The 22189-nt window shown below is 74.4% G+C and carries 20 protein-coding genes and 1 tRNA gene; 14 read left to right on the top strand and 7 right to left on the bottom strand.

Annotated elements, in window-relative coordinates; translation table 11 throughout:
• Nucleotides 1-28: 28 nt before the first annotated feature.
• The 3 genes from serS to ACVUH9_RS15845 all read left to right on the top strand — a co-directional run bounded on the left by serS (nucleotide 29) and on the right by ACVUH9_RS15845 (nucleotide 2988).
• Nucleotides 29-1396 carry a serine--tRNA ligase gene (serS, locus tag ACVUH9_RS15855; RefSeq protein ID WP_475758590.1) on the top strand — a complete coding sequence of 456 codons (1368 nt, stop codon included), beginning with the start codon at nucleotides 29-31 and terminating at the stop codon, nucleotides 1394-1396.
• A gap of 52 nt (nucleotides 1397-1448) precedes the next feature.
• Nucleotides 1449-2285 (top strand): DMT family transporter, encoded by an 837-nt coding sequence (locus tag ACVUH9_RS15850; RefSeq protein WP_475758588.1) that lies wholly within the window; start codon nucleotides 1449-1451, stop codon nucleotides 2283-2285.
• Between the two features lie 106 nt (nucleotides 2286-2391).
• On the top strand, nucleotides 2392-2988 hold the full coding sequence (locus ACVUH9_RS15845; protein ID WP_475758586.1) for a phosphatase PAP2 family protein: 597 nt from the start codon (nucleotides 2392-2394) through the stop codon (nucleotides 2986-2988).
• 17 nt (nucleotides 2989-3005) lie between these two features.
• On the opposite strand, the gene ACVUH9_RS15840 is transcribed toward ACVUH9_RS15845, so the two are convergent.
• The 5 genes from ACVUH9_RS15840 to ACVUH9_RS15820 form a co-directional block, all read right to left on the bottom strand.
• The gene (locus ACVUH9_RS15840; protein ID WP_475758584.1) at nucleotides 3006-4418 is read right to left on the bottom strand and encodes a sensor histidine kinase; all 1413 of its coding nucleotides are present in this window, start codon (nucleotides 4416-4418) and stop codon (nucleotides 3006-3008) included.
• A gap of 64 nt (nucleotides 4419-4482) precedes the next feature.
• On the bottom strand, nucleotides 4483-5172 hold the full coding sequence (locus tag ACVUH9_RS15835) for a response regulator transcription factor (protein WP_475758582.1): 690 nt from the start codon (nucleotides 5170-5172) through the stop codon (nucleotides 4483-4485).
• Between the two features lie 82 nt (nucleotides 5173-5254).
• Nucleotides 5255-5608: a DUF3817 domain-containing protein gene (locus ACVUH9_RS15830; RefSeq protein ID WP_475758580.1), complete on the bottom strand. Its 354-nt coding sequence runs from the start codon at nucleotides 5606-5608 to the stop codon at nucleotides 5255-5257.
• A gap of 91 nt (nucleotides 5609-5699) precedes the next feature.
• Nucleotides 5700-6776 carry an MIP/aquaporin family protein gene (locus ACVUH9_RS15825; protein WP_475758578.1) on the bottom strand — a complete coding sequence of 359 codons (1077 nt, stop codon included), beginning with the start codon at nucleotides 6774-6776 and terminating at the stop codon, nucleotides 5700-5702.
• Nucleotides 6777-6916: 140 nt separating this feature from the next.
• The gene (locus ACVUH9_RS15820) at nucleotides 6917-8290 is read right to left on the bottom strand and encodes a GAF domain-containing protein (RefSeq protein WP_475758576.1); all 1374 of its coding nucleotides are present in this window, start codon (nucleotides 8288-8290) and stop codon (nucleotides 6917-6919) included.
• Nucleotides 8291-8477: 187 nt separating this feature from the next.
• Here ACVUH9_RS15820 and ACVUH9_RS15815 point away from each other — a divergent pair, with 187 nt between their 5' ends.
• The 8 genes from ACVUH9_RS15815 (at nucleotide 8478) to ACVUH9_RS15780 (ending at nucleotide 17476) form a co-directional block, all read left to right on the top strand.
• Nucleotides 8478-8909, top strand: coding sequence for a diol dehydratase small subunit (locus ACVUH9_RS15815; RefSeq protein WP_475758661.1), 432 nt, complete (start codon nucleotides 8478-8480; stop codon nucleotides 8907-8909).
• Nucleotides 8910-8936: 27 nt separating this feature from the next.
• Nucleotides 8937-10655: a propanediol/glycerol family dehydratase large subunit gene (locus tag ACVUH9_RS15810; RefSeq protein ID WP_475758574.1), complete on the top strand. Its 1719-nt coding sequence runs from the start codon at nucleotides 8937-8939 to the stop codon at nucleotides 10653-10655.
• A gap of 23 nt (nucleotides 10656-10678) precedes the next feature.
• Complete coding sequence (locus ACVUH9_RS15805; protein WP_475758572.1) at nucleotides 10679-11275, top strand: propanediol/glycerol family dehydratase medium subunit; 597 nt, start codon at nucleotides 10679-10681, stop codon at nucleotides 11273-11275.
• A gap of 64 nt (nucleotides 11276-11339) precedes the next feature.
• Complete coding sequence (locus ACVUH9_RS15800) at nucleotides 11340-13304, top strand: diol dehydratase reactivase subunit alpha (protein WP_475758659.1); 1965 nt, start codon at nucleotides 11340-11342, stop codon at nucleotides 13302-13304.
• A complete protein-coding gene (locus ACVUH9_RS15795) occupies nucleotides 13301-13717 on the top strand; it encodes a glycerol dehydratase reactivase beta/small subunit family protein (protein WP_475758570.1) in 417 nt (138 codons plus the stop codon). The genes ACVUH9_RS15800 and ACVUH9_RS15795 overlap by 4 nt, the downstream gene beginning before the upstream one ends.
• A complete protein-coding gene (locus tag ACVUH9_RS15790) occupies nucleotides 13714-14259 on the top strand; it encodes a GlcG/HbpS family heme-binding protein (protein WP_475758568.1) in 546 nt (181 codons plus the stop codon). Before ACVUH9_RS15795 ends, ACVUH9_RS15790 begins: the two co-directional genes overlap by 4 nt.
• A gap of 11 nt (nucleotides 14260-14270) precedes the next feature.
• The gene (locus tag ACVUH9_RS15785; protein ID WP_475758566.1) at nucleotides 14271-15866 is read left to right on the top strand and encodes an acetate--CoA ligase; all 1596 of its coding nucleotides are present in this window, start codon (nucleotides 14271-14273) and stop codon (nucleotides 15864-15866) included.
• 20 nt (nucleotides 15867-15886) lie between these two features.
• Nucleotides 15887-17476 carry a class I adenylate-forming enzyme family protein gene (locus ACVUH9_RS15780; protein WP_475758564.1) on the top strand — a complete coding sequence of 530 codons (1590 nt, stop codon included), beginning with the start codon at nucleotides 15887-15889 and terminating at the stop codon, nucleotides 17474-17476.
• 88 nt (nucleotides 17477-17564) lie between these two features.
• On the opposite strand, the gene ACVUH9_RS15775 is transcribed toward ACVUH9_RS15780, so the two are convergent.
• Complete coding sequence (locus ACVUH9_RS15775) at nucleotides 17565-19199, bottom strand: lamin tail domain-containing protein (RefSeq protein ID WP_475758562.1); 1635 nt, start codon at nucleotides 19197-19199, stop codon at nucleotides 17565-17567.
• A gap of 109 nt (nucleotides 19200-19308) precedes the next feature.
• On the opposite strand from ACVUH9_RS15775, the gene ACVUH9_RS15770 reads away from it, so the two are divergent.
• From ACVUH9_RS15770 to ACVUH9_RS15760, 3 genes are all read left to right on the top strand, one after another.
• Nucleotides 19309-19932, top strand: a complete 624-nt coding sequence (locus ACVUH9_RS15770) for a TetR/AcrR family transcriptional regulator (protein WP_475758560.1) — start codon at nucleotides 19309-19311, stop codon at nucleotides 19930-19932.
• 426 nt (nucleotides 19933-20358) lie between these two features.
• The gene (locus ACVUH9_RS15765; protein WP_475758558.1) at nucleotides 20359-21258 is read left to right on the top strand and encodes a lipase family protein; all 900 of its coding nucleotides are present in this window, start codon (nucleotides 20359-20361) and stop codon (nucleotides 21256-21258) included.
• Between the two features lie 302 nt (nucleotides 21259-21560).
• Nucleotides 21561-21929 (top strand): hypothetical protein, encoded by a 369-nt coding sequence (locus ACVUH9_RS15760; protein ID WP_475758556.1) that lies wholly within the window; start codon nucleotides 21561-21563, stop codon nucleotides 21927-21929.
• A 39-nt stretch (nucleotides 21930-21968) separates the two neighbouring features.
• On the opposite strand, the gene ACVUH9_RS15755 is transcribed toward ACVUH9_RS15760, so the two are convergent.
• Nucleotides 21969-22056, bottom strand: a tRNA-Ser gene (locus tag ACVUH9_RS15755).
• Nucleotides 22057-22189 lie beyond the last annotated feature (133 nt).

Below are 22189 nucleotides of genomic sequence, written 5' to 3'. Positions count from 1 at the left end.
CGGCCGGGCGCAGATACCCTCCGTAGCGATGCTCGACCTGAAGGCCCTGCGCCGCGATCCAGACGCCGCCCGTGCCGCGCTCGCCCGCCGCGGCGGGAACGACGCCGAGGCGTTCGACCGGGTCCTCGCCCTCGACGAGCGGCGGCGCGAGATCCTGCCCCAGCTCGAAGCGCTGCGGGCCGAGCAGAACGGCGCCAACCAGGCGATCGCGGCCGCCAAGAAGGCGGCCAAGGAGACCGGCGACAGCACCGCCGCCGACGCCGCGCTCGCGCACATGCGCGACGTCTCGGCCCGCGCGAAGGCGCTCCAGGAGGAGCTGGCCACGGCCGAGACCGAGCTCAACGACAGCCAGGCCCGGCTGCCGAACCTCCCCCACCCCGACGCGCCGCCGAAGGACACCGTCGTGCGGACCGTCGGCGAGCCGCGGATCGACGGGCTCGGGCTGCGGGCCGCCGCCGGCACCGGCGCCGGGCTGCCGACCGCGACCGGCCACGTCAGCCCCTTCGTCCCCGCCGCCGAGGCCAAGGACCACCTCGAGCTGGCCGGCCCCGACCGCGTCGACATGGAACGCGGCGCGCGGCTCTCGGGCTCGCGCTTCGCGTACCTCCGCGGCGATCTCGTGTTCGTCGAGCTGGCGCTCGTCCAGTGGGCGCTGGCCAAGCTCCGCGGTCACGGCCACGAGCCGGTCGTCCCGCCCGTGCTCGTGCGCGAGGAGGCCCTCTACGGCACCGGCTTCCTGCCCGACACCGAGCAGCAGATCTACACGCTGCCCGACGACGACCTCTACCTCGTCGGCACCAGCGAGGTCGCGCTCGCCTCGATGCACGCGGGCGAGATCCTCGAGGCCGCCGAGCTGCCGCTGCGCTACGCCGGCTTCTCGCCCTGCTTCCGGCGCGAGGCCGGGGCCGCGGGCGCCAGCGACCGCGGGCTCTTCCGCGTCCACCAGTTCGACAAGGTCGAGATGTTCAGCTTCGTGCCGCCGGAGCAGGCCGAGGCGGAGCACGCCCGGCTGCTGGCGATCGAGGAGGAGATCCTCTCCGAGCTCGGCATCCCCTACCAGGTGGTCGACATCGCGGTCGACGATCTCGGGGCCTCGGCCGCGCGCAAGTTCGACTGCGAGGCGTGGCTGCCGTCGCAGCAGCAGTACCGCGAGCTGACGTCGACCTCGAACACCACCGAGTACCAGGCGCGCCGGCTGCACGTCCGGATCAAGGACACGCACGCGACGCCCCCGCGCAAGCCGGAGACGCTGGCGACGCTCAACGGGACGGCAGTCGCCGTCGGACGCACGCTGATCGCGCTGATGGAGCACGGCCAGCAGGAGGACGGCACGATCGTCCTGCCCGCCTGCCTGACGCCATTCGGCGCCCCCGCGGTCCTGCCCGCCGCACGATGACCCGTCGCTGGGCCCGGCGACGCTCGGCCGTCGTCGGACCCGGCGCCTCCCGATGACCGCGATCCTGCTGGCCCTGCTCGCCTCGACGGCGTGGGGCACGAGCGACTTCGTCGGCGGAACCGCCAGCCGCGGGCGTCCCGTCCTCGGCGTGCTCGCCCTGATGCGGGCGATGGGCCTGGCCGCGATCGTGGTGCTGGTCCTCGCGACCTCCGCACCCTGGGTCGGCGACCGCTGGCCGATCGCCGCGCTCGCCGGGGTCACGATGCTCGGCGGGATGCTCTGCCTCTACCGGGCGCTGGCGATCGGCCCGATGTCGGTCGTCGCCCCGATCTTCGCCACCAGCGCGATCGTGCCGGTGCTGTGGGGGATCGTCCACGGGGAGACCCCCGGAGCGGTCGCGTTCGCCGGGCTGGCGCTCGCCGTCGCCGGCTCGATCCTCGCCGCCCGCTCGCCCGGGACCGACGGGGCGGCCACCGACCCGCGCGGCGTGCTCTTCGCGGTCGCCGCCGCGGTCGGGCTCGGGCTCGGCCTCGCGCTGCTGAAGGAGGCCTCGGTCGACGCGGCCCTCAGCGCGGTGATGGTCGAGCGCGCGGTCGAGGTGCTGGTGATCGCGGTCGCCCTCGCCTGGAGCCCGCGGACGATCGGCGCCAAGCTCCGCAAGCCGGGGCTGCTGCCGTTCGCGGGGCTGATCGACATGACGGCGATCGTCTGCTTCAGCCTCGCGACCCGCTCCGGGCTGCTGCCCGTCGTCGCCGTGCTCTCGTCGCTGTACCCGGTGGTGACCGTCGTCCTCGCCCGCGCGCTGCACGACGAGCGGCTCTCCCGCGTGCAGGCGATCGGGGCGATCCTGACCCTGCTCGGCGTGGCGGTCGTCGCGGTCAGCGCCTGATGCACCAGGGCGCGATGCCCTGCCCGTCGACGACGCTCCCGGTCGCGCGCCGACCGCCGGCGCGCCGTTCAGGAGCGGTTCAGGTCGCCCGCGCGACGCTGGGGCGATGTCCGTCGCCGGAACCGACCTCAGCCTCACCGAGCACGCCAACCGCTTCGCGAGCCACCACGACGGCTGGGAGGACGCCGCGCGGACCTACGCCCAGATCTCCGAGCCGCTGTTCCTCGCGGGCGTGCTGCTCCTGATCGCCGCCGGCCTGGTGCTGCGGCGGCCGCGGATCCTCGCCACCGGACTGCTCGCCGGGCTGGCGAGCGGCGCCGCTCTGCTGCTCGCCGGAGTGCTCTCGGCGATCGCCGACCGGCCGCGGCCGTTCGTCGCCCACCCGCAGATCCACGCGTTCCTCGCGCACGGGTCCGACGCCGGCTTCCCGAGCGACCACGCGACCGCGGCGTTCGCGATCGCCGGAGTCCTGCTGCTCCGCCACGGGCTGCGGACCACGCCGATCCTCGTCGCCGCCGGGGCGCTCGCCGTCAGCCGCGTCGTGATCGGCCTCCACTACCCGAGCGACGTGCTCGCCGGCGCGGTGCTCGGGCTGCTGGTCGCCGCCGCCGTCTGCGCGGTCGCGGCCCGCCCGTGGGTCACCGGTCCGGCCGACGGCCTCGCGCGGCGGTGGCCGGTGCTGCGCCCGAGCGCGGGTGGCTGAGCGAAGCGCCGGCCGGCTCAACCCGGCAGGTCGACGACGAAGACGCTGCCGTGACCGTCGTCGGCGTCCGCCACCACGACGTCGCCGCCCGCGGTCCGGGCCAGCCGCCGGGCGAGCGCCAGACCGAGGCCGGCACCGTCGTGGCCGCGAACCACCGACGCCTGGCGTCCGGGCAGGAAGATCGCCTCGCGCTCCGCGAACGCGACCCCGGGCCCGTCATCGCGCACCCGCACGATGACCCGGCCACCGGCCCGCTCGGCGTCGACGACCACCCGCGAGACGGCGTGCCGGCGAGCGTTGTCCAGCAGCGGCGAGAGGATCCGCTCGACGACCTCGGCGTCGACGCCGACCGCCAGCGGCACCTCCGGGCGCACCACCTCCAGCCGGACGTCGCGTTCGTCGTCGTCCGTCCGCGCGTCCTGGCCGTCGCCGTCCGCCCGCGCGTCCTGGCCCCCGCCCGTGTCGTGCCCGTCGCCGTCCCACCACTCGCGCTCGAGCGCGTCGAGGGTCCGATCGAGGACGCTGCGGCCCTGGCCGCCTCCGGCCTCCGTACGGGCCGCGGTCATCAGCGTCTCGAGGATCCGGCGCATCTGCTGGGCGCTGCGTTCGACCACCGCGTAGGCAGCGTCGCGTTCCTCGGGCGAGCGCTCGCGGCGGCGGAGCAGCTCGACCTCGGCCACGATCCGGGCGAGCGGGGTCCGCAGCTCGTGCGACAGCTCGGCCGACAGCCGCTGCTCGTGACGGAGGCTGGCGGCGAGCCGATCGAGCAGCGCGTCGAAGGTCTCCGCCAGCTCGCCCAGCTCGTCGGGCCGCTCGGCCGGGCCGAAGCGGCGCTCGCGGTCGTGCTCGCTCCACGCCGCCGCCGAGCGGGTCATCTCGCGGACCGGCGCGAGCGCACGACCGATCGTCAGCCAGGTCACGAGGTAGACCCCCGCGAGCAGGACGAGGGCGAGCGCGGTGCTGGCGACCAACGCGACGTCGGTCGTGCGGTCGTAGGCGGCGAGCGACTGGCCGGCGACGACCGTCCCCACCTGTCGGCCGCCGCGGGTGATCGGCAGCGCGTGCAGACGGACCCCGGGATCGCCGACCGTCGTGGTCCCGGAGCCGCGCACCGCGAGCGTCTCGGCGGCCCGCTGGACCGTCGCCCCGACCGGGGGCCGGACCACCGCGCGGCGGCCCTGGAAGACCCAGACCTGCGCGTCGATCGCCTCGTCGTCGGGCGACTCGCGCACGCGAACGACCCCGTCGACCACGCTGACCGTGGTCGCCACGGCGGCCGCCTGCGTCCGCAGCCGGCTGGTCACGTCGCGGTCGAGGCTGTCGGCCAGGACCAGGTTGAACCCGGCCACCACGACGACCACCACGACCGTCGCGGCGGCCAGCGCCAGCGCGGTCAGGCGCCCGCGCAGGGTCCGGAAGCGGATCAGCACCAGCCGTCCCGCCCGCGCGGTCGGCGCGCGCCGGCGGGCCGCTCCCGCCCGCTCCGGTCGCCGCTCATCGCAGCTGGTAGCCGACGCCGTGGACGGTCGCGATCTCCGCGTCGACGTCGAGCTCGCGGAGCTTGCGGCGGAGCCGGGCGACGTACTGGTCGAGCGTGTTGTCGCGCACGATCGCCCCGTCCGGCCAGCCCGCGCGGACCAGCTCGAGCCGGCGGACGACCGCGTCGGGGCGGGCGGCGAGCGCCGCCAGCAGGCGGAACTCGGTCGGCGTCAGCGGCGCACGTCGCTCGCCGTGGCGGACGGCGTGGGCGACCGGGTCGAGGACGAGGCCGCCGACCGTCGTCGGCTGGTCCTCCGGCGCGCCGCCGGTCGGCCCCGTCCCCGACCGCCGCAGCAGCGACCGCAGCCGCGCGACGAGCTCCCCGAAGTGGAACGGCTTGGTCAGGTAGTCGTCGCCTCCGGCGCTGAAGCCGGAGAGCCGGTCGGTGACCGCGTCGCGCGCGGTCAGGAACAGCACCGGAGCGTCGATCCCCCGGGCCCGGAGCGCCTGGCAGAGGTCGCGGCCGTCGGCGTCCGGCAGCCCGATGTCGATCACCAGGGCGTCGGGCGACGTGCGGACCGCGGCCAGGGCGGAGGCCCCGTCGGCCGCGGTCGTGACCGCGAAGCCCTCCTCGCCGAGGCCGCGCCGCAGCAGCGAACGCAGGTCGGTGTCGTCCTCGACGACGAGCAGGCGGGCGGGCTCCATCGCAGGAGCAGTATCGCCTGCCGGATGAACGTCGCCTGAACGGCGACGCTCCGGCGGCCGCGGCGGGCGGCCGCCGTGCCGCTCAGCTGGCGGGCGCGGCCGCGGCCCGGTCGAGCTGGCGGCGGATGATGACGTCGCCGATCAGCGAGCCGACCGGGCCACCGGTGATCAGCGTGATCCCCGGGAACCACCAGCCCCAGCGACGCTCGCCGGCACCCTTGGCCGTCAGGTACAGCAGCCCGACGTAGCCGACGCCGTGGATCATCCCGAGCGCCATCTTCAGCGAGCCGGTGTCGATCACGTCGATCGCCCCGAGCACCAGCGGGATCAGCAGGATGAAGTCGGCGATGGCGAGGACCGCGATGATGTTGAGCAGCTTGCGCGTACGGGCCACGTCGGGCGTCGCGGCGGCGGCGGGGGTCGAGACAGCGGACATGCGGCCCAAGGGTACGGATCCGGGGACATAAAGACGGTGCCGCGCGTCTCACATCGTGGCGCCGTCCCGCTCACCCCAACCCGTCCGGCGCTCAGGCCCCGTCGGGGCTGACCCGCCCGACGGCCGTCTCCTGCTCCGCCTCCGCGCGGGCCTTCAGCGGGCCGCCGATCAGCTTGTCGTAGAGCACGCCCCCGAGCAGTCCCCCGAGGATCGGGCCGACGATCGGCACCCACATGTAGCCGTTGACCTTGCCGTAGTCGCCGGGCAGCGCCAGGTCGCCCCAGCCGGCGACCCAGGCCAGCACGCGAGGCCCGAGGTCACGCGCCGGGTTGATCGCGTAGCCGGCGTTGGCCCCCATCGAGACACCGATCGCGACGACGATCAGCCCGATCAGCATCGGCCCGAGCGTCGCCCGGACCGCCGGGTTGAGCTGCTCGGTGACCGCGAACAGCAGCCCCGCCAGCAGCGCCGTGCCGATCACCTGGTCGACGAACGGGCCGACCCACGAGTCGAAGTAGGGCGCGGGTGCGGTGGCGAAGATCGCGAACCCGGGCAGCGAGTCGGGCGCGCCGCGGGTCATGTCGGCGGTCGTCTCCATGCTGACGATCGCCCCCTTGTAGTTGAGGAAGACGACCGCCGCCCCGCAGAACGCGCCGAGCACCTGGGCGGCCGAGTAGGCCGGGACCTTGCGCCACGGGAACCCGCGGCGGGCCGCGAGCAGCACCGAGATCGCCGGGTTGAGGTGCGCCCCGCTGACGCCGCCCGCGATGTAGACGGCGAACATCACCGCCAACCCCCAGCCGATCGCGAGCAGCAGCCAGTCGCCGCTGGCGGCGAACGCCTCCGCCCCGCGTCCGGACTGGTTGAGGGCGGCGATCGACATCGCCGTCACGCCGTTGCCGAGCAGGATCAGGACGAAGGTCCCGAGGAACTCCGACGCCAGCTCGCCGGGCAGCGTCCGCTGCCATCGCCAGCGCCGCCGGGTCCCGTCGCGGCGGCCTCCACCGGCGGTCTCCGGCGGGCGCTCCCGGCGGGTCGCGTCCGCCTCCCGCGCCGGTGCGTCGCCGGTCGTCACCGCGGCGTGCGCGACCAGCCCTCCTGAAGCGCGCAGCGATCCCGCTGCTGCCGCGGCGCCGACCGGCGCGAAGCCGTCGTCTCCCGTGCTCACGAAGCATCCCCCTCCTCAGGGTCGCCGCGCCCGTCCGGGCGTCGGCTGTCCGATGCCGTGATCCTCGTCCGGGCTCCTCCGGACGACCAGGTTGCAGCGAGGTTGCGGCGCGCTACGGGTAGCGGCGGCTCGGCCAGGCTTCAGGCCGCTCCGACCATCGGCAGCGCGGGTGGCGCCTCCGGACGGCGCAGCGCATCGAGGCGGTCGCGCGCGGCCAGGACGATCGGGCTGGCCGCGCCCGGCAGCGGGTCGGTGCCGGCGTCCTCGGTCGCGAGGGCGTCCGGTCCGTGCTCGTGGAGCCGGGCCTCGAGCTCGAGCAGATCGAGCCGGACCGGCCCGACCAGCCGGTACGGCTTCGTCCCCAGCAATCCCCCGAGCTGACGCCGCAGCCGCGAGACCTCGGCGCGGACGGTGACCAGCGCGTCCTCGGTCCCGTACAGCTCCCGGGCGAGGTCGCGGGCGCTCATTCCGGCGGGCGAGAGCGCCAGCAGCAGCAGGACCTCGGACCGCCGAGGCGGCAGCACGATCTCGTGGCCCTGGACGCGGATCCGTGCCGACGAGCGGCCGAGGACCTCGATCTCGAGCGGCTCCTCCGGCGCCAGCGGCCGCGTCGAGGGCGCCGCGGTCTTCCAGACCACGGTCGCCCCGTCGGTCAGCGGTTCGGAGACGAGCACCGCACGGGCGCCGCTGCCGATCCATCCACCGCCGTCGACGCGTACGAGCGGGCCGCGGAGCCAGCCGACGGGCTGGCAGGCGAGCACCCGACCGGCGCGGTCGACGAGCGCGCTCGGCGTGCCCGGCCGGTGCGCCGCGACCTCGTAGTAGCGGGACTTCAGCGCCTCGCTCCGCATCGCCAGCTCGCCGCCCAGCAGCGCCTCGATCGTGCTCGCCGCGCTCTGGACCAGCGAGAGCGCGTAGGGGTGGGCGCCCTTGATCCCGGTCGAGAGGCAGAGCGCGCCGATCGCCCGCCCGGTCTCCGGGTCGTGGACCGGTGCGCCGGTGCAGCACCACTGGTGGTACCGGCGGGCGTAGTGCTCGGCCGAGAAGACCTGGACCGCGTGATCGACCTTCAGCGCCGTGCCGATCCCGTTGGTCCCCGCGACGTCCTCGTCCCACAGGTGGCCGGGGACGAAGCGGATCGACTCGGAGGCGGCGAGCACCCGCGGGTGGCCCATCGACCACAGCATCGTGCCGTCGACGTCGGCGGCGGTGACGAGGTGCTGGACGTCGTGGGCGACCTCCCCGAGCACGTTCTCGATCACCGTCCCGAAGCGGCTGAGTGGGTGCTCGGACCAGCGCGCCATCGCGTCGCCGTAGTCCAGGACCATCGGGACGTCGTGCGCGCCGGGGTCGATCCCGGCCTCCGCCGCCCTCGCCCACGACGACGAGATCACGTCGCGGACCAGCGGTGAGACGGGACGCCCCGCGGCGGCCCGCTCGTGCGCCTTGGTCAGGAGACGGGCGAGACCGACCGGGTCGATCCCGGGTGAGATGCCGAGCCAGGGGTTCTGCATGAGTGCGTCACGTGTCCTACCGGACCGCCGCTCCACGGACGGAGCAACGTCGTTGCTACCCCCGCCCCGCGTTGCAACGCCGGCGCGGGAGCGTGATGGTCGTCACATCATGCACGCCACCGGCCCGTCCGACAAGCGACGACCGGGGGGTCCGCGTGAGTTCCCGCCCGCACCCGAGGAGACGACGATGGACGTCGACGGCACCACGACGCTCGATCCGCAGCGCGACTACCCGCTGGGGCAGCACCGCCCCGACCTGCTGCGGACCCCGACCGGCAAGACCCTCGACGACCTCACGCTCGAACGGGCGCTCGGCGGTGACGTGACCGCGGAGGACCTCCGGATCACCCCGCGGACGCTCGGGCTCCAGGCCCAGGTCGCCGAGGCCGCGCACCGCCCGCAGCTGGCGGAGAACTTCCGTCGCGCGGCGGAGCTGACCGCCGTCCCCGACGAGCGAGTGCTCCAGATCTACGCCGCCCTGCGGCCGAACGCATCGACGAAGGACGAGCTGCTGGCGATCGCCGACGAGCTCGAGGCGACCTACTCGGCGCCGATCAACGCCGCGCTCGTGCGCGACGCCGCGGCGGTCTACGCGCGCCGCGACTGCCTGGCCGACTGACCCCGGAACGGACGAGAGACGAGCCCCATGTCGAGCACCCTGAACCACCCCGCCACGCCCGGCGCCGGCGATGCCCCGCGCCGCTCCCGCCGGACCGAGCTGCTCGAGGCGCGGCCCGTCAACCGCGACGGCTTCGTCGACGAGTGGCCCGAGGTCGGCCTGATCGCGATGGAGCACGACGGCGATCCGACCCCGAGCGTGCGGGTCGAGGACGGCCGGATCGTCGAGATGGACGGCCGCACCCGCGAGCAGTTCGACTTCCTCGACACGTTCATCGCCGACCGCGCGATCGACCCGGCCGTCGCCGAGGAGGCGATGGCGATCGAGCCGGTCGAGATCGCCCACATGCTGGTCGACCCACGGACCCCGCGGGCCGACGTGATCCGGATCGCGTCGGGCCTGACCCCGGCGGCGCTGCTCGAGGTCGTCAAGACGATGAACGTCGTCGAGATGATGATGGCGATGCAGAAGATGCGGTCCCGGCGGACCCCGTCGAACCAGGCCCACTGCACGAGCGCCCGCGACAACCCGTTGCAGGTCGCCGCCGACGCCGCCGAGGCCGCCCGCCGTGGCTTCGACGAGCTCGAGACGACCCTCGGGATCGTCCGCTACGCCCCGCTCGTCGCCCTCGGGCTGCTGGTCGGCGCCCAGGCCGGGCGCCCGGGGATCCTGACCCAGTGCGCGCTCGAGGAGGCGACCGAGCTCTCGCTCGGCATGCGCGGGCTGACGACCTACGCCGAGACGATCTCCGTCTACGGCACCGAGGCGGTCTTCAAGGACGGCGACGACACGCCGTGGTCGAAGGCCTTCCTCGCCTCCGCCTACGCCTCGCGCGGGATCAAGATGCGGTTCACGTCCGGCACCGGCTCGGAGGTCCAGATGGGCAACGCCGAGGGCCGCTCGATGCTCTACCTCGAGATCCGCTGCATCCTCGTCACCCGCGGCGGCGGCGTGCAGGGCCTCCAGAACGGCTCGATCTCCTGCATCGGCGTTCCCGGCGCGGTCCCGTCGGGGATCCGCGCGGTGCTGGCCGAGAACCTGATCGCGGCGATGGCCGACCTCGAGTGCGCGTCGGGCAACGACCAGAGCTTCAGCCACTCGGACATGCGGCGCGTCTCGCGCTCGCTGATGCAGATGCTGCCCGGCACCGACTTCGTCTGCTCCGGCTACTCGGCGGTGCCGAACTCGGACAACATGTTCGCCGGCTCGAACTGGGACGCGGCCGACTTCGACGACTGGAACGTGATCCAGCGCGACCTCAAGATCGACGGCGGCCTCCGCCACGTCGAGGAGGACGAGCTGCTGGCCGCCCGCGAGAAGGCCGGCCGCGCGCTCCAGGCCGTGTTCGAGCAGCTCGGGTTCCCGGCGATCAGCGAGGAGGAGATCCAGGCGGTGGTCTACGGCCACGGCTCCGAGGACCTGCCCCGCCGCGACGTGGTCGAGGACCTCAAGGCGGCCCAGCGGATGACCGACGACGGCGTCACCGGCCTCGACGTCGTCCGTGCGCTCAACGCGGGCGGGTTCCCCGATCTCGCCGCCGGGCTCTTCGACCTGCTGCGCCAGCGCGTCGCCGGCGACCTGCTGCAGACCGCGGCGATCATCGACCGCCAGGGCAACACGCTCTCGGCGGTCAACGACAAGAACGACTACGCCGGTCCCGGGACCGGCTACCGGCCGAGCGGCGAGCGCTGGGAGGAGATGAAGCGCCTGCGCTTCGTCACCAACGCCGACCACCCCGAGGCCTGACGGCCGAGCACGGAGCCCGCACCATGATCACCACCCCCCAGACCCCCACCACCGCCGCGGAAGGCGCGCCCCGGACCCTCGAGCTGATCGAGACGCGGCCGGCCATGCTCGGCACCCGCGGCGACGAGGTCGTGCTCGCGCTCTCGCCCGCGTTCGGGACGTTCTTCCGCAAGACGATCGTCGACCTGTCGCTCGCGGACGTGCTGCGCGAGACCCTGGCCGGGATCGAGGAGGAGGGCGTCTCGGCCCGGGTCGTCCGGTTCTTCGCGGGTGCCGACCTCGCCCGGATCGCGCACGCCGGGGCCAAGCTCTCGGGTTCCGGCGTCTCGATCGGGATCCTGTCGCGCGGGACGACGATGATCCACCAGCGCGACCTGCCGCGGCTCTCGAACCTGGAGCTGTTCCCGCAGGCGCCGTTGCTCGACGCCGAGGCCTTCCGGGCGATCGGCCGCAACGCCGCGGGCTACGCCAAGGGCGAGGCCCCGGAGCCGGTCCCGACCCGCAACGACTTCATGGCCCGCCCCCGGTACCAGGCGAAGGCGGCCGTGCTCCACATCAAGGAGACGGAGTTCGTCGAGGCGGGGCGCGCACCGGTCGAGCTCGATGTCCGGATCTCCTGAGGATCGGGGCCCGGTGCCGACCGCAGCGGACGCGCCGACCGCGGACCTCGGGGCCGCGCGCCACGTGCCCGCCCCGCGGCTCGTCGTCGGCGTCGACGTCGGCAACTCGACGACCGAGTCGTGCGCCGCGGAGCTGACCGGCGACGGGATCCGCTGGCTCGGCGGGCACCTGGCCCGGACCAGCGGCGTCAAGGGCACGAGCCAGAACGTGGCCGGGGTCGTCGAGGCGGTGCACGGCGTGCTGCGGGGCTGCGGCCGGACGCTCGGCGAGGTCTCCGTCGTCCTGCTCAACGAGGCGACCCCGGTGATCTCCGGGATGGCGATGGAGACCATCACCGAGACGATCATCACCGAGTCGACGATGATCGGCCACGACCCGTCGACGCCCGGCGGCGAAGGGCTCGGCGTCGGGCGGACCGTCGCCTTCTCCGCGCTCGCCGGCGTCCCCGAGAGCGACGCGGTGCTGGTCGTGGTGCCACGCGCGATCGACTTCGAGGACGCCGCGCGGGGGATCGAGCGGGCCCGGGCCCGCGGGGTCGACGTGCGCGGCGCGATCGTCCAGCGCGACGACGCGCGCCTGATCGCCAACCGGCTCTCCGCCCCGCTGCCGATCGTCGACGAGGTCACCCTCGTCGAGCGGGTGCCGCTGGAGATGGACGCGGCCGTCGAGGTCGCCGCGCCCGGCCACACGATCTCGACGCTCTCGAACTCCTACGGACTGGCCACGATCTTCGGCCTCGACAGCGAGGAGACGCGGCTGATCGCGCCCGTCGCCCGAGCCCTGATCGGCAACCGCTCGGCGGTCGTCGTCCGCACCCCGAGCGGGGAGATCAGCGACCGCCGGATCCCGGCCGGGGCCCTCGAGCTGGTCGGCGAGCGCTCCCGCCGCAGCGTCGACGTCGACGCCGGGGCGGAGGAGATCATGCGCGCGCTGCGGGCGGTGCGCCCGCTGGTCGACGCGACCGGCGCGGCGGGCACGAACGTCGGCGGGATGCTCGCCGGCGTCCGCGACACGATGGCCGCGCTGACCGAGGACGACCCCGGCGAGGTGCGGATCCGCGACGTCCTGGCCGTCGACACCTTCGTCCCGCAGGCCGTCCGTGGCGGCCTCGCCGGCGAGTTCGCGCTGGAGAACGCGGTCGCGCTCGCCGCGATGGTGCGGACCGGCCGGACCGCGATGGAGCGGCTGGCCGCGGCCCTCCGCGAGCAGCTCGGGTGCGCGGTCGAGATCGGCGGCGTCGAGGCCGACATGGCCGTCCGCGGGGCGCTGACGACCCCGGGAACCGACCGCCCGCTGGCCGTGCTCGACCTCGGCGGCGGGTCGACCGACGCCGCGCTCGCCGACCGCTCCGGCGGCGTCCGCACGGTCCACGTCTCCGGCGCGGGCGACCTGGTGACCAAGCTGATCCAGTCCGAGCTCGGGCTCGAGGACCGCGAGGTCGCCGAGCAGGTCAAGCGGCTGCCGCTGGCGAAGGTCGAGTCGCTGTTCCAGCTGCGGCTGGAGGACGGGTCGGTGACGTTCTTCGACGCGCCGCTGCCGGCCGAGGTCTTCGCCCGCGTCGTCACCCTCGGCGACGACGGACGGCTGACCCCCGTCCCGGTCAAGGCGTCGCTCGACGCGATCCGGCGGATCCGCCGCGAGGCCAAGCGCCGGGTCTTCGTCGTCAACGCGCTGCGGGCGCTCGAGCAGGTCGCGCCCGACGGAGCGATCCGGCGGCTCGACTTCGTCGTCCTGCTCGGCGGCTCGTCGCTCGACTTCGAGATCCCGGAGATGGTCGCCGAGGCGACCGCCGAGTTCGGGATCGTCTGCGGGACCGGCAACGTCCGCGGCAGCGAGGGGCCGCGCAACGCGGTCGCGACCGGCCTCGTCGCCGGCCACGCCGAGGCCGACGGGTCTGCCGGCCCTACCGAGCCCACCGGCTCCGCCGGGATCACGGGATCCGCCGGGACCACGGGATCCGCCGACGCGGCGGCGGCCGAGCACGCCAGGGCCCGCCCCGCGACCGCCGACGGCGCGGTGGTCGCGTGAGCGCGCTGCGCCGCGGCCACCGGCGGGGCGAGGAGCCGGCGGGCCCCTCGATCCGGGTCGTGCGGCTGCCCGGGGCGAGCGACGCCGCCGTCCGCGAGCTGCTCGCCGGGGTCGAGGAGGAGGGCGTGCCCGTGACCGTCCGGCCGATCGAGCCCCGGTCCGCGCACGACGTCGGACGGGCCGCCCACGACGCCGCCCGCGTCGCGACCCTCCGCGTCGGCGTCGCCGTCGCCGCCACCGAGGCCTGCGTCCAGCTCGCGGCGCTGCCCGCCGAGGCGCCGCCGCTGCTGCGCCGGACGGCCCCCGGCCCGGAGCAGCTGCGCCGCCTCGGCCAGGACGCCGCGCGGCTCGTCAAGGCCGTGCCACTGACCCCTTCCCCGACCGACCCGACGACCGACCGGAGCCCCCGATGAGTCCCGAGACGAGCACCCAGACCCGCGCGCACCGCCGCACGGCGGCCGCCGCGCCGCGCGCCGCGAAGCCCACGAAGACGACCGCCAGGAGCGCGAAGGCGACGCCGGCGAAGACCGCGGTCGCCGCCGGCCCGGCCCGCCTGACGCTCGCCGCCGCCGATGCGGTGGTCGCCGCCGCCCGGACCGAGGCGGAGGCGATCGGCCAGCCGATGAACATCGCCGTCGTCGACGCCGGAGGCCACCTGGTCGCCTTCGCGCGGATGGACGGGGCGATCTTCGCGTCGATCGACATCTCCCAGCGCAAGGCCTACACGTCGGCCGCGATGAAGTGCCAGACGAAGGACCTGACCGAGGCCACCCAGCCCGGGGCCCCGCTCTACGGTCTCGAGCTCCTGAGCGGCGGGCTGGTGACCTTCGCCGGGGGCATTCCGCTGCCCGGACCGGACGGCGAGCCGCTCGGGGCGATCGGCGTCAGCGCCGGCAGCGTCGAGCAGGACCAGCAGGTGGCCGAGGCTGGCGTCGCGGGCCTCCCGGCGGCATGATGGAACCCACCATGGTCGCCCCCGCGAAGTCCTACGACGAGCTCGTCGCCCAGCACTCCTGGAACGTCCCCGAGCGATACAACATCGCCGCCGACGTCTGCGACAAGCACCCCGACGAGAAGCCCGCGATGGTCCACGAGGATCCCGACGGCGCGATCCGCGAGCTGAGCTGGGGCGAGATCCGCGGGTTGGCCAACCGCTTCGCCAACGTCGCCACCGCCCACGGCATCGGCCGCGGCGACGTCGTCGCGATGCTGCTGCCGCCGACCCCGGAGACCGCCGCCGCCTTCCTCGGCACCTACAAGGCCGCCGCGATCCTGCTCTCGATGTCGGTCCTCTACGGCGACGAGGGGATCCGTCACCGGGTCAACGACAGCCAGGCGAAGCTGGTCGTCACCGACGAGGCCCACCGCGACCAGATCGCCCGCGCGATCGAGGGTCTCGACGGGGCCGAGGAGCGGACGCTGCTGGTCCTCACGCCCGAGCTGCTGGCCGCCGCCTCGCCCGAGTTCGAGACCGTCGACACCTCCAGCGACGACCCGGCGCAGCTCTTCTACACCTCGGGCACGACCGGGCTGGCCAAGGGGATCCTGCACGCCCACCGCTACGTGCTCGGCCACCAGGAGTTCGAGTACTGCCACGAGATCGAGGACGGCGAGCGCTTCCGCTCGATGAGCGAGTGGGCGTGGGCGGCCGGGCTCAACCCGCTGCTCGGCGCCTGGCGGACCGGGGCCGTCCAGTACGTGCACCAGCGCAAGGGCGGCTTCTCGCCCCAGGGCGAGCTGGAGTTCCTCAGCCGCCACCGGATCACCAACCTCTTCACGACCCCGACGGCGATGCGCTCGCTGATGGCGGTCGAGGACGCCGGCGAGCGGTTCCCGATCCCGCTGCGCCGGGCCTGCTCGGCGGGCGAGCCGCTGAACCCCGAGGCGATCAAGTGGTTCCGCGAGCAGTTCGGGGTCACGGTGCTCGACTTCTACGGGCTCTCCGAGGGCTACCCGCTGTGCGCGAACTTCCCGTTCATGGAGGTCCGCGAGGGCTCGATGGGCAGGGTCATGCCGGGCTGGGACGTCCAGATCCTCGACGAGGACGAGCGGCCGGTCGGCGTCGACGAGCGCGGCGAGATCTGCTGGCGGAAGGGCAGCAGCCCGACCTGGCCGCTCGGCTTCTGGCGCAACCCGGAGGCGACCGAGGCGACCTTCGGCGGCGAGTGGTTCCACTCCAAGGACGCGGCCCGGATCGACGCCGACGGCTACGTCTGGTTCGAGGGTCGGGCCGACGACGTGATCCTGACCGCCGGCTACCGGGTCGGCCCGTTCGAGGTCGAGTCCGCCTGCCTCGAGCACCCGGCGGTGGCCGAGGCCGCCGCGGTCGCCAAGCCGGATCAGCGGCGTGGATGGATCGTCAAGGCCTTCGTCGTGGTGGCGGACGGCCACGAGCCCAGCGACGCGCTCGCGAAGGAGATCTCGCAGTACGTCCGCGACACCCACTCCGCCTACGCCTACCCGCGCGAGATCGAGTTCGTCGACGACCTGCCCAAGACCCTCACCGGCAAGATCCGCCGGATCGAGCTGCGCAAGCTCGAGGACGAACGGGCGAAGGCCTGAGCGGCGATAGCCTCCGGCCGGTGCTGCTCGCCGACCGCTTCGCGAACCAGGCCGCCCGCCGACCGGAAGCGGTCGCTGTCCGGGACGTGCCCGGCGAGACCAGCTACGGCGCGTTGCTGGCCCAGGCCGACGCCGTCGCGCGGGCGGTCGCCGGGCACCGCCGGATCGCGCTCCTCCCCCGCTCCGACGCCGCCTCGCTGGCGACGGTGCTCGGGGCGATGGCCGCCGGCACCAGCGTCGTGCTGCTGCACCGGCACCTGACGGCCGCGCAGCTGGACGCGGTGCTGACGCTCGCCGACCCGGCGCTGGTCGTCGCCGGCGGCGAGCGACGCCCGGGGGTGCTCGCCGCGGTCCCGGCCGAGCGGCTGCGGACGCCGGAGGCGCTGGTCGCCGACGGCGAGCGTGGTCCCGGGGAGGCCCCAGAGGCGCCGGCCGCTGCACCGCGCGCGACCGCCGAGCCCGGGGAGGCCACGGCCCCCGCCGGTCCCGACGGCGTGTCCGACGCCGTTTCCGACGGCACGACCGACGGCGACCCGCTGCCGCCGGCGAGCGACGAGCTGCTGGTCGGGCTGACCTCGGGGACCAGCGGCCTGCCGAAGCTGTTCGTCCGCGACCAGGGCTCGTGGGCGGCGACGCTCGACCGCTCCGACGCCGCCTTCGCCGTCGGACCGAACGACGTGGTCTCGCTGCCGGGGCCGCTCGACCACACCCACTTCCTCTACGGCGCGCTGCACGCCCTGACCCGTGGGGCGACGGCCGACCTGCGGCCGCTCGGGGCCGCGTTCGGCGGCACCGCCTCGTCGGTGGAGGCCGCCTCGCCGACCCACGTCTACCTGGTCCCGACGCTCGCGGTCTCGCTGGTGGAGACGCTCGGCGGGATCCCGCGCCCGGGCCTCCGCGAGGTGCTCTCGTCGTCCGCCGCCTGGCCCGCCGCCGCGCGCGAGCGGCTCGCGCGGCTGCTGCCCGCCGCGACGCTCTGCCACTTCTACGGCGCCTCCGAGCTGAGCTTCGTCGCACTCGACCGGGCTCGTCCCGGGGAGACGGCCTCGGGCGACGTCGGGCGGGCGTTCGCGGGCGTCGAGATCGAGATCCGCGATCCCGAGGACGGGACCCCGCTGGCCGACGGCGAGCAGGGCGAGATCCACGTCCGCAGCGACATGCTCTTCTCCGGCTACCTGACCGTGGACGGCCCGTCCGGTGGTCCCGACGCCGAGGGCTGGACGACGGTCGGCGATCTCGGCACGCTCCACGACGAGCGGCTCTCGATCGCCGGCCGTCGCAGCGACACGATCGTCAGCGGTGGACTCAACGTCGAGCCGGGCGAGGTCGAGCACGCCCTCAGCGACCTGCCCGGGGTCGCCGAGGTCGCCTGCGTCGGCCTGCCCGACGAGCGCTGGGGCGCGATCCCCGTCGCCGTGCTGGTGCCCGCGAACGGGACGCTCCCGGACCGTGCCGCCGTCCGCGGGCACGTCCGCGACCGGCTGCCCCAGCCGAGCCGGCCGCGACGGGTCTTCACCGTCGACGCGCTGCCCCGCAACCCGCGCGGCAAGCTGCTGCGGGCCGCGCTGGTCGCCCGAATCGCAGACGGGACGGCGACCGAGGTCGTCTGACCCCGGTCGCCCACCGGCCTGCCTGTGGGCGAGTCGTCCGGGGCCACCGAACCGGACGACGCCATCATCGGCGCCGTCCGGACGTCGTTCAGCGGCGCAGGCGCACGGCGGCGGTCGTCGTGCGCGAACCGCCGGCGTCGCCGAGGGTGACCGCGGTCAGCGTGATCCGCGCCCGCTTCTTCCGGGCGAGCGCCTTCCGTGCCTTCGACGACGGCCGCAGGACCAGGGTCCGCGAGCGCCCGGAGGCGACCGTGAAGCCGGCGCTGCCGAGCTTCAGCCGGCGCTTGCCGGCCTTGCCGCTCGCGCGCAGGGTCCCTCGGCAGGTGCCCGGCAGGCCGGCCGGGCACGTGAGGACGACCGAGATCCTTCGCGCCGTCGACCCGCGGGTGAGCGCCAGCCCGACTCTCGGCGCGGTCCGGATCGGGGTGACGGTCGGGGTGACCGGCGGGACCGGGACGCCCGGGCCGGCGGGACCGGCGGGGCCGGCCGGCGGATCCGGGGTCGACCCGCCCCCGGGCACCGGCGGCTGCGGCTCCGGCACCTCGGAGCACTGCGCGGTCGGTGCCGTCCCGGCGCCCACGGCACCGACGGCGGAGAGCGTCACCCCGGCCGCGGGGAGGCCCGCCGCGTTGAGGCACAGCCGCCAGCCGCCGGTCTGCTGGACGCCCGCCAGGAACTGCACCGCGACCCGCCCGCCCGGGGCCAGCGGCTGCGCGAGCGGGACCCGCAGGATCGAGCCGATTCCGCCGCCGTTGATCTGCGCCGGCGGCTGCTTGAGCTGGGCGCCGACCACGCTCACGCCCCCGCCCGAGGTCGCGACCACCGCGTCCGGGGCCGACGACGGGCGCAGGTCCGCGGTCCCCGAGGGGGACGGGAAGGTCGAGAGATCGGCGACCTGGAACTGGAGGGTGTGGATCGGGTCGGTCGTCAGGTTGCGCACGTAGCGACGGAGGTACAACCGGCCGAAGGTTGCGTTCTGGGCCGGGATCGACGTCAGGTCGTAGACCAGGTTCGGCACTTCTCCGGGGCCGGCGGAGGAATCGATCGGCGTGATCTCCAGGTTCCGGGTGTGCTTCCCGTACGGGGTGGTGGTGCCCTGCGGACTGGGCACCCCCAGACGCTGCCCCGCCCCCGCGCTGGTGCCGTTGGCGTCCACGAAGACGACGTCGGCCCCGTTGTTGCCCGTGTCCCGCGGGAGGCCTCCCGTGCGCAGGTCGCGCCCGAAGGAGTAGTCGATCGAGAACGGGACCAGCGCCGGATAGCCGGCTCCCTCGCGGTAGAGCGTGTTGACCTCGGAGGTCGAGCCGATCGCGTCGAGCCGGGTCGCGAGGCCGAAGTTCGCCGGGGTCGCGGTCCGGAACAGGGCGACGCCGGCGTTGTCCGGGATGTCCGCCGCCCAGGTCGTGTCGGCGGTGGCGAGGGCGGGCGGGAACCCGCCCGCGTTGACGCCGAGGTAGTGCCCCAGCGGCGGGATCGTCGTGCCGTTGGGTACGACGAAGCGCACGACGCCGCCCGCCGTCGCAACCGCCCAGCCCGGCGAGCCGTCCGACGTGCTTACCGTCACCGGAGCGTCGCTCTCGTTGACCAGCTCGACGAACTCGTCGTTGGCCCCCGCTGGACCTCGGACGCGAAGTTCGCCGATGACCAGGGCGTTGGCTGGCGCGGCGGCCGCGGCCGAGGCGAGGCCGGCGAGGAGCGCGGCGCGAAGGAGAGTACGGATCATGCGCGCAGACTACGCGTAAGTCGTACACCTATGCATACACCATCCACATCTGGCCCGATCGGCCGTCCCGCGACGGAATCGCTCCCACTGCTGACAGAGTCTGCCGGTGATGCCCCCTCCCCGACAGCGGATGCCCGGCGCCGAACGACGCGAGCAGCTGCTCGACAGCCTCCTGCACGTCGTCGCCACCGAGGGCGCGCACGCGGTCTCGATCGACCGCGTCGCCCGCGAGGCCGGCGTCGCCCGCACCGTGGTCTACGCCCAGTTCGAATCGCTCGACGCGATGATCGACGCCCTGATCGCCCGCAGCGAGCGACGGGCGGTCCAGCGGGTCGCCGGCCTGATCCCCGCGGCCGCGATCCGCAACACCTCGCTCTCCGGCGTCGACGTCGACCAGCTGCTGGTCGACGCCCTCCGCGGCCTCTTCTCCGAGCTGGCCAACGATCCCGACATGTGGCGGATGATCTTCATGGCCCCGGAGGGCCTGCCGCCGGCCTTCGCCGCCCGCCTCGAGTCCGGGCGCGAGCTGGTCGTCCGGATGCTGCAGCCGGTGGTCACGCGCGGCCTCCGCAGCCACGGACTCGACGCGCTCGACGGCGAGATCGCCGCCCGGATGCTCCAGGCGATGATCCGCGAGGGCGCGCGCCTGCACCTGCGCGACCCGGAGGCCTACCCCGTCGACCGGGTGATCGGCCAGCTCGAGTCGCTGATGGCCGCGCTCGGCGCGCGGTAGCCACCCCCTCACCGCGGCGGTCGGCGCGCGGGGCCCGAAGGCCGGGGCGCGGGGCGGCGGAAGCCCAGAGCGACTGATGCGGATTTGAGGCCTATGCGAACCACAATCCGCATCAGCTGCCGACTCCGACCCGACTGATGCGGATTTGAGGCCTATGCGAACCACAATCCGCATCGGCCGCCCTCGGCGCCTCGAGCGTCCACACGACGACGCCGTACCACGGCGTCCGTACAACGACGTACATATCGCGGCCCCGAGCCGCCGACGCCCCCACGTCAGCGACTACGGGCCTCGCGAGAGACACGGGTCGACGCCAGCCCGGTTGACGGCGCCGACCCGTTCGCCCTAGTGTACAGAGCTGTACATTGCGGCGCCCCGGGAAGTTCCGTTCGAGCCGCAGCCAGGTTCCCGAAGAAGGAGCAGGACATGTCTCGTACCGAACGCCTGCGCCGCGCACTGATCGCCGGCGCCGCCCTCATCAGCCTCAGCGTCGCCTTGCCCGCGAGCGCGAGCGCCTCACCGCCGACGCTGGAGCAGGCCCGCGGCGACTGGATGACCAGCGTCAACGCCCAGCAGTGCAACCGCCCCGGCGTCCAGCACGTGATCTACCTCCCCGGCTTCATCGCCGGCGGCGGTGACAGCACCGAGGACATCTCGCGGACCAACGCCGTCGTCGGCTACACGATCAACAGCGCACCGAAGCCGTGCGTGTGGGTCTACCGCTACTCGGAGCCACTGGTCGGCGGCAGCGTCGGGCTCGGGGCCCTCGCCGCCTCGGCCAACGGCCTCGGCCAGCTGATGACCGAGAAGGGCATCCCCGGCAAGGTCGACCTGATCGGCTTCTCCGAGGGCGGCCAGGTCGCCAACTACGCGACGCTGCACGGGCTCGCTCCGCGCGTCCGGCACCAGGTCAGCCTCGCCGGGCTGATCCGCCCGATCGTCGACATCCACACCTACGTCTGGTTCCCGTTCATCGGTGAGCGGCCGGTCGGGACCGGCCGGATCAACCTCTTCTACGTGGGCGTGATGCCGGCCGGAGGCTTCTACTTCTCCGACCTGATCAGCCAGGCCTACTGGCGTGACGCGCTGCCCGGCACGACCAACGGCGAGGACGGCCGCGACCACGTCGACAGCATCTGCTACTACGACCAGGTCGGCGATCGCGACACCTTCTTCGGCGAGGGCGCTCGCGGCGAAGGGGCGATGCACAAGGGCGCGCCCGGCTGGGCTCCCTACTACATCACCGGCCAGGGCGTGGATCACGGGATCGTCAACAACGTCCCGGCGATCAACCGTGCGCTGGCGTTCCTGAGCACGCCCTGCTGAGGACCACCGCCCCGTCGCCCGCGCCCCACGAACGGGCAAGCGGGCGACGGGCCGCTCGGCGCGCGCCCACCGCTGACGCGCTCTGGCGGCGGAAGACCAACTGCGAGCCGCACTGCCTCCACCTCGTGGCGGCCGCCGCCCTCGACCGCGCCCCGCGACGATCGAACGCACCCGCCAAGCGCTGGCCACCCTCGAGGGCCACCTCCGCGCCCACCTCGACTACGAGCAAGCCTCCCTCTTTCCCTCCTTCCGCCGGATGCAGCGGGAGTGGCACTCCGGGTAGCCGCGAGTACCCTCGAGCGATGCCCGCCGACCGTAGACGCAACGTCGTCGCCCACGCCCCCGCCGCGATCGCCCTGGCCGTCGGCGGACTGGCGTTCGTCTCGCCGCGCGCGCTCCTGCGCCTCTACGGCGTCGATCGCCGGGAGCTGACCGGAGCGGGCGCCTTCGGGTGGCGGCTGTTCGCCGTCCGCAACCTCGTGACGGGCGTCAGCGCGCTGCGGGCGAACGAGGGTGCGCGGAGCCTGTTCCTTCCCGTCCAGGCGGTCGACCAACTCGTCTTCGCCCACGCCTGGAAGACCCGCGCGGTGCCCCGCAGCGCGGCAGCGCTGGCGATGCTCACGTCCGGCGCGATCATCGTCTCCACGCTGGTCGCTGACCGCCCGCGCTGAGCGGCGACGGGCGAGGCTCGTCGGCGACCTCGAGAACAGCGGAGGGGGCGGGATTCGAACCCGCGGACCGGGGTTACCGGTCTCCAGTTTTCAAGACTGGCGCATTCGTCCACTCTGCCACCCCTCCGGGGTGTGCCTGCGGGGCTGTCTCTCCCCGGCACGGCGGTCACTGACGTGACGGATCGGCTTCCACGACACGCACCGTGGTGAACCGGGAAAGCGTACGGCTTCGGCCGGTTCAACGGAACACCAACGGACGA

It is taken from the genome of Patulibacter ginsengiterrae (assembly GCF_056269115.1).
This window is presented reverse-complemented; position numbering and strand designations above follow the sequence as displayed.

Excerpts from the sequence above, each read along its gene's own strand:
- serS (WP_475758590.1), top strand. The coding sequence starts at position 29 with ATGCTCGACCTGAAGGCCCTGCGCCGCGATCCAGACGCCGCCCGTGCC.
- ACVUH9_RS15765 (WP_475758558.1), top strand. The coding sequence starts at position 20,359 with ATGTCTCGTACCGAACGCCTGCGCCGCGCACTGATCGCCGGCGCCGCC.
- ACVUH9_RS15810 (WP_475758574.1), top strand. The coding sequence starts at position 8,937 with ATGTCGAGCACCCTGAACCACCCCGCCACGCCCGGCGCCGGCGATGCC.
- ACVUH9_RS15850 (WP_475758588.1), top strand. The coding sequence starts at position 1,449 with ATGACCGCGATCCTGCTGGCCCTGCTCGCCTCGACGGCGTGGGGCACG.
- ACVUH9_RS15835 (WP_475758582.1), bottom strand. The coding sequence starts at position 5,172 with ATGGAGCCCGCCCGCCTGCTCGTCGTCGAGGACGACACCGACCTGCGT.
- ACVUH9_RS15805 (WP_475758572.1), top strand. The coding sequence starts at position 10,679 with ATGATCACCACCCCCCAGACCCCCACCACCGCCGCGGAAGGCGCGCCC.
- ACVUH9_RS15760 (WP_475758556.1), top strand. The coding sequence starts at position 21,561 with ATGCCCGCCGACCGTAGACGCAACGTCGTCGCCCACGCCCCCGCCGCG.
- ACVUH9_RS15790 (WP_475758568.1), top strand. The coding sequence starts at position 13,714 with ATGAGTCCCGAGACGAGCACCCAGACCCGCGCGCACCGCCGCACGGCG.
- ACVUH9_RS15820 (WP_475758576.1), bottom strand. The coding sequence starts at position 8,290 with ATGCAGAACCCCTGGCTCGGCATCTCACCCGGGATCGACCCGGTCGGT.
- ACVUH9_RS15775 (WP_475758562.1), bottom strand. The coding sequence starts at position 19,199 with ATGATCCGTACTCTCCTTCGCGCCGCGCTCCTCGCCGGCCTCGCCTCG.
- ACVUH9_RS15785 (WP_475758566.1), top strand. The coding sequence starts at position 14,271 with ATGGTCGCCCCCGCGAAGTCCTACGACGAGCTCGTCGCCCAGCACTCC.
- ACVUH9_RS15770 (WP_475758560.1), top strand. The coding sequence starts at position 19,309 with ATGCCCCCTCCCCGACAGCGGATGCCCGGCGCCGAACGACGCGAGCAG.
- ACVUH9_RS15815 (WP_475758661.1), top strand. The coding sequence starts at position 8,478 with ATGGACGTCGACGGCACCACGACGCTCGATCCGCAGCGCGACTACCCG.
- ACVUH9_RS15845 (WP_475758586.1), top strand. The coding sequence starts at position 2,392 with ATGTCCGTCGCCGGAACCGACCTCAGCCTCACCGAGCACGCCAACCGC.
- ACVUH9_RS15830 (WP_475758580.1), bottom strand. The coding sequence starts at position 5,608 with ATGTCCGCTGTCTCGACCCCCGCCGCCGCCGCGACGCCCGACGTGGCC.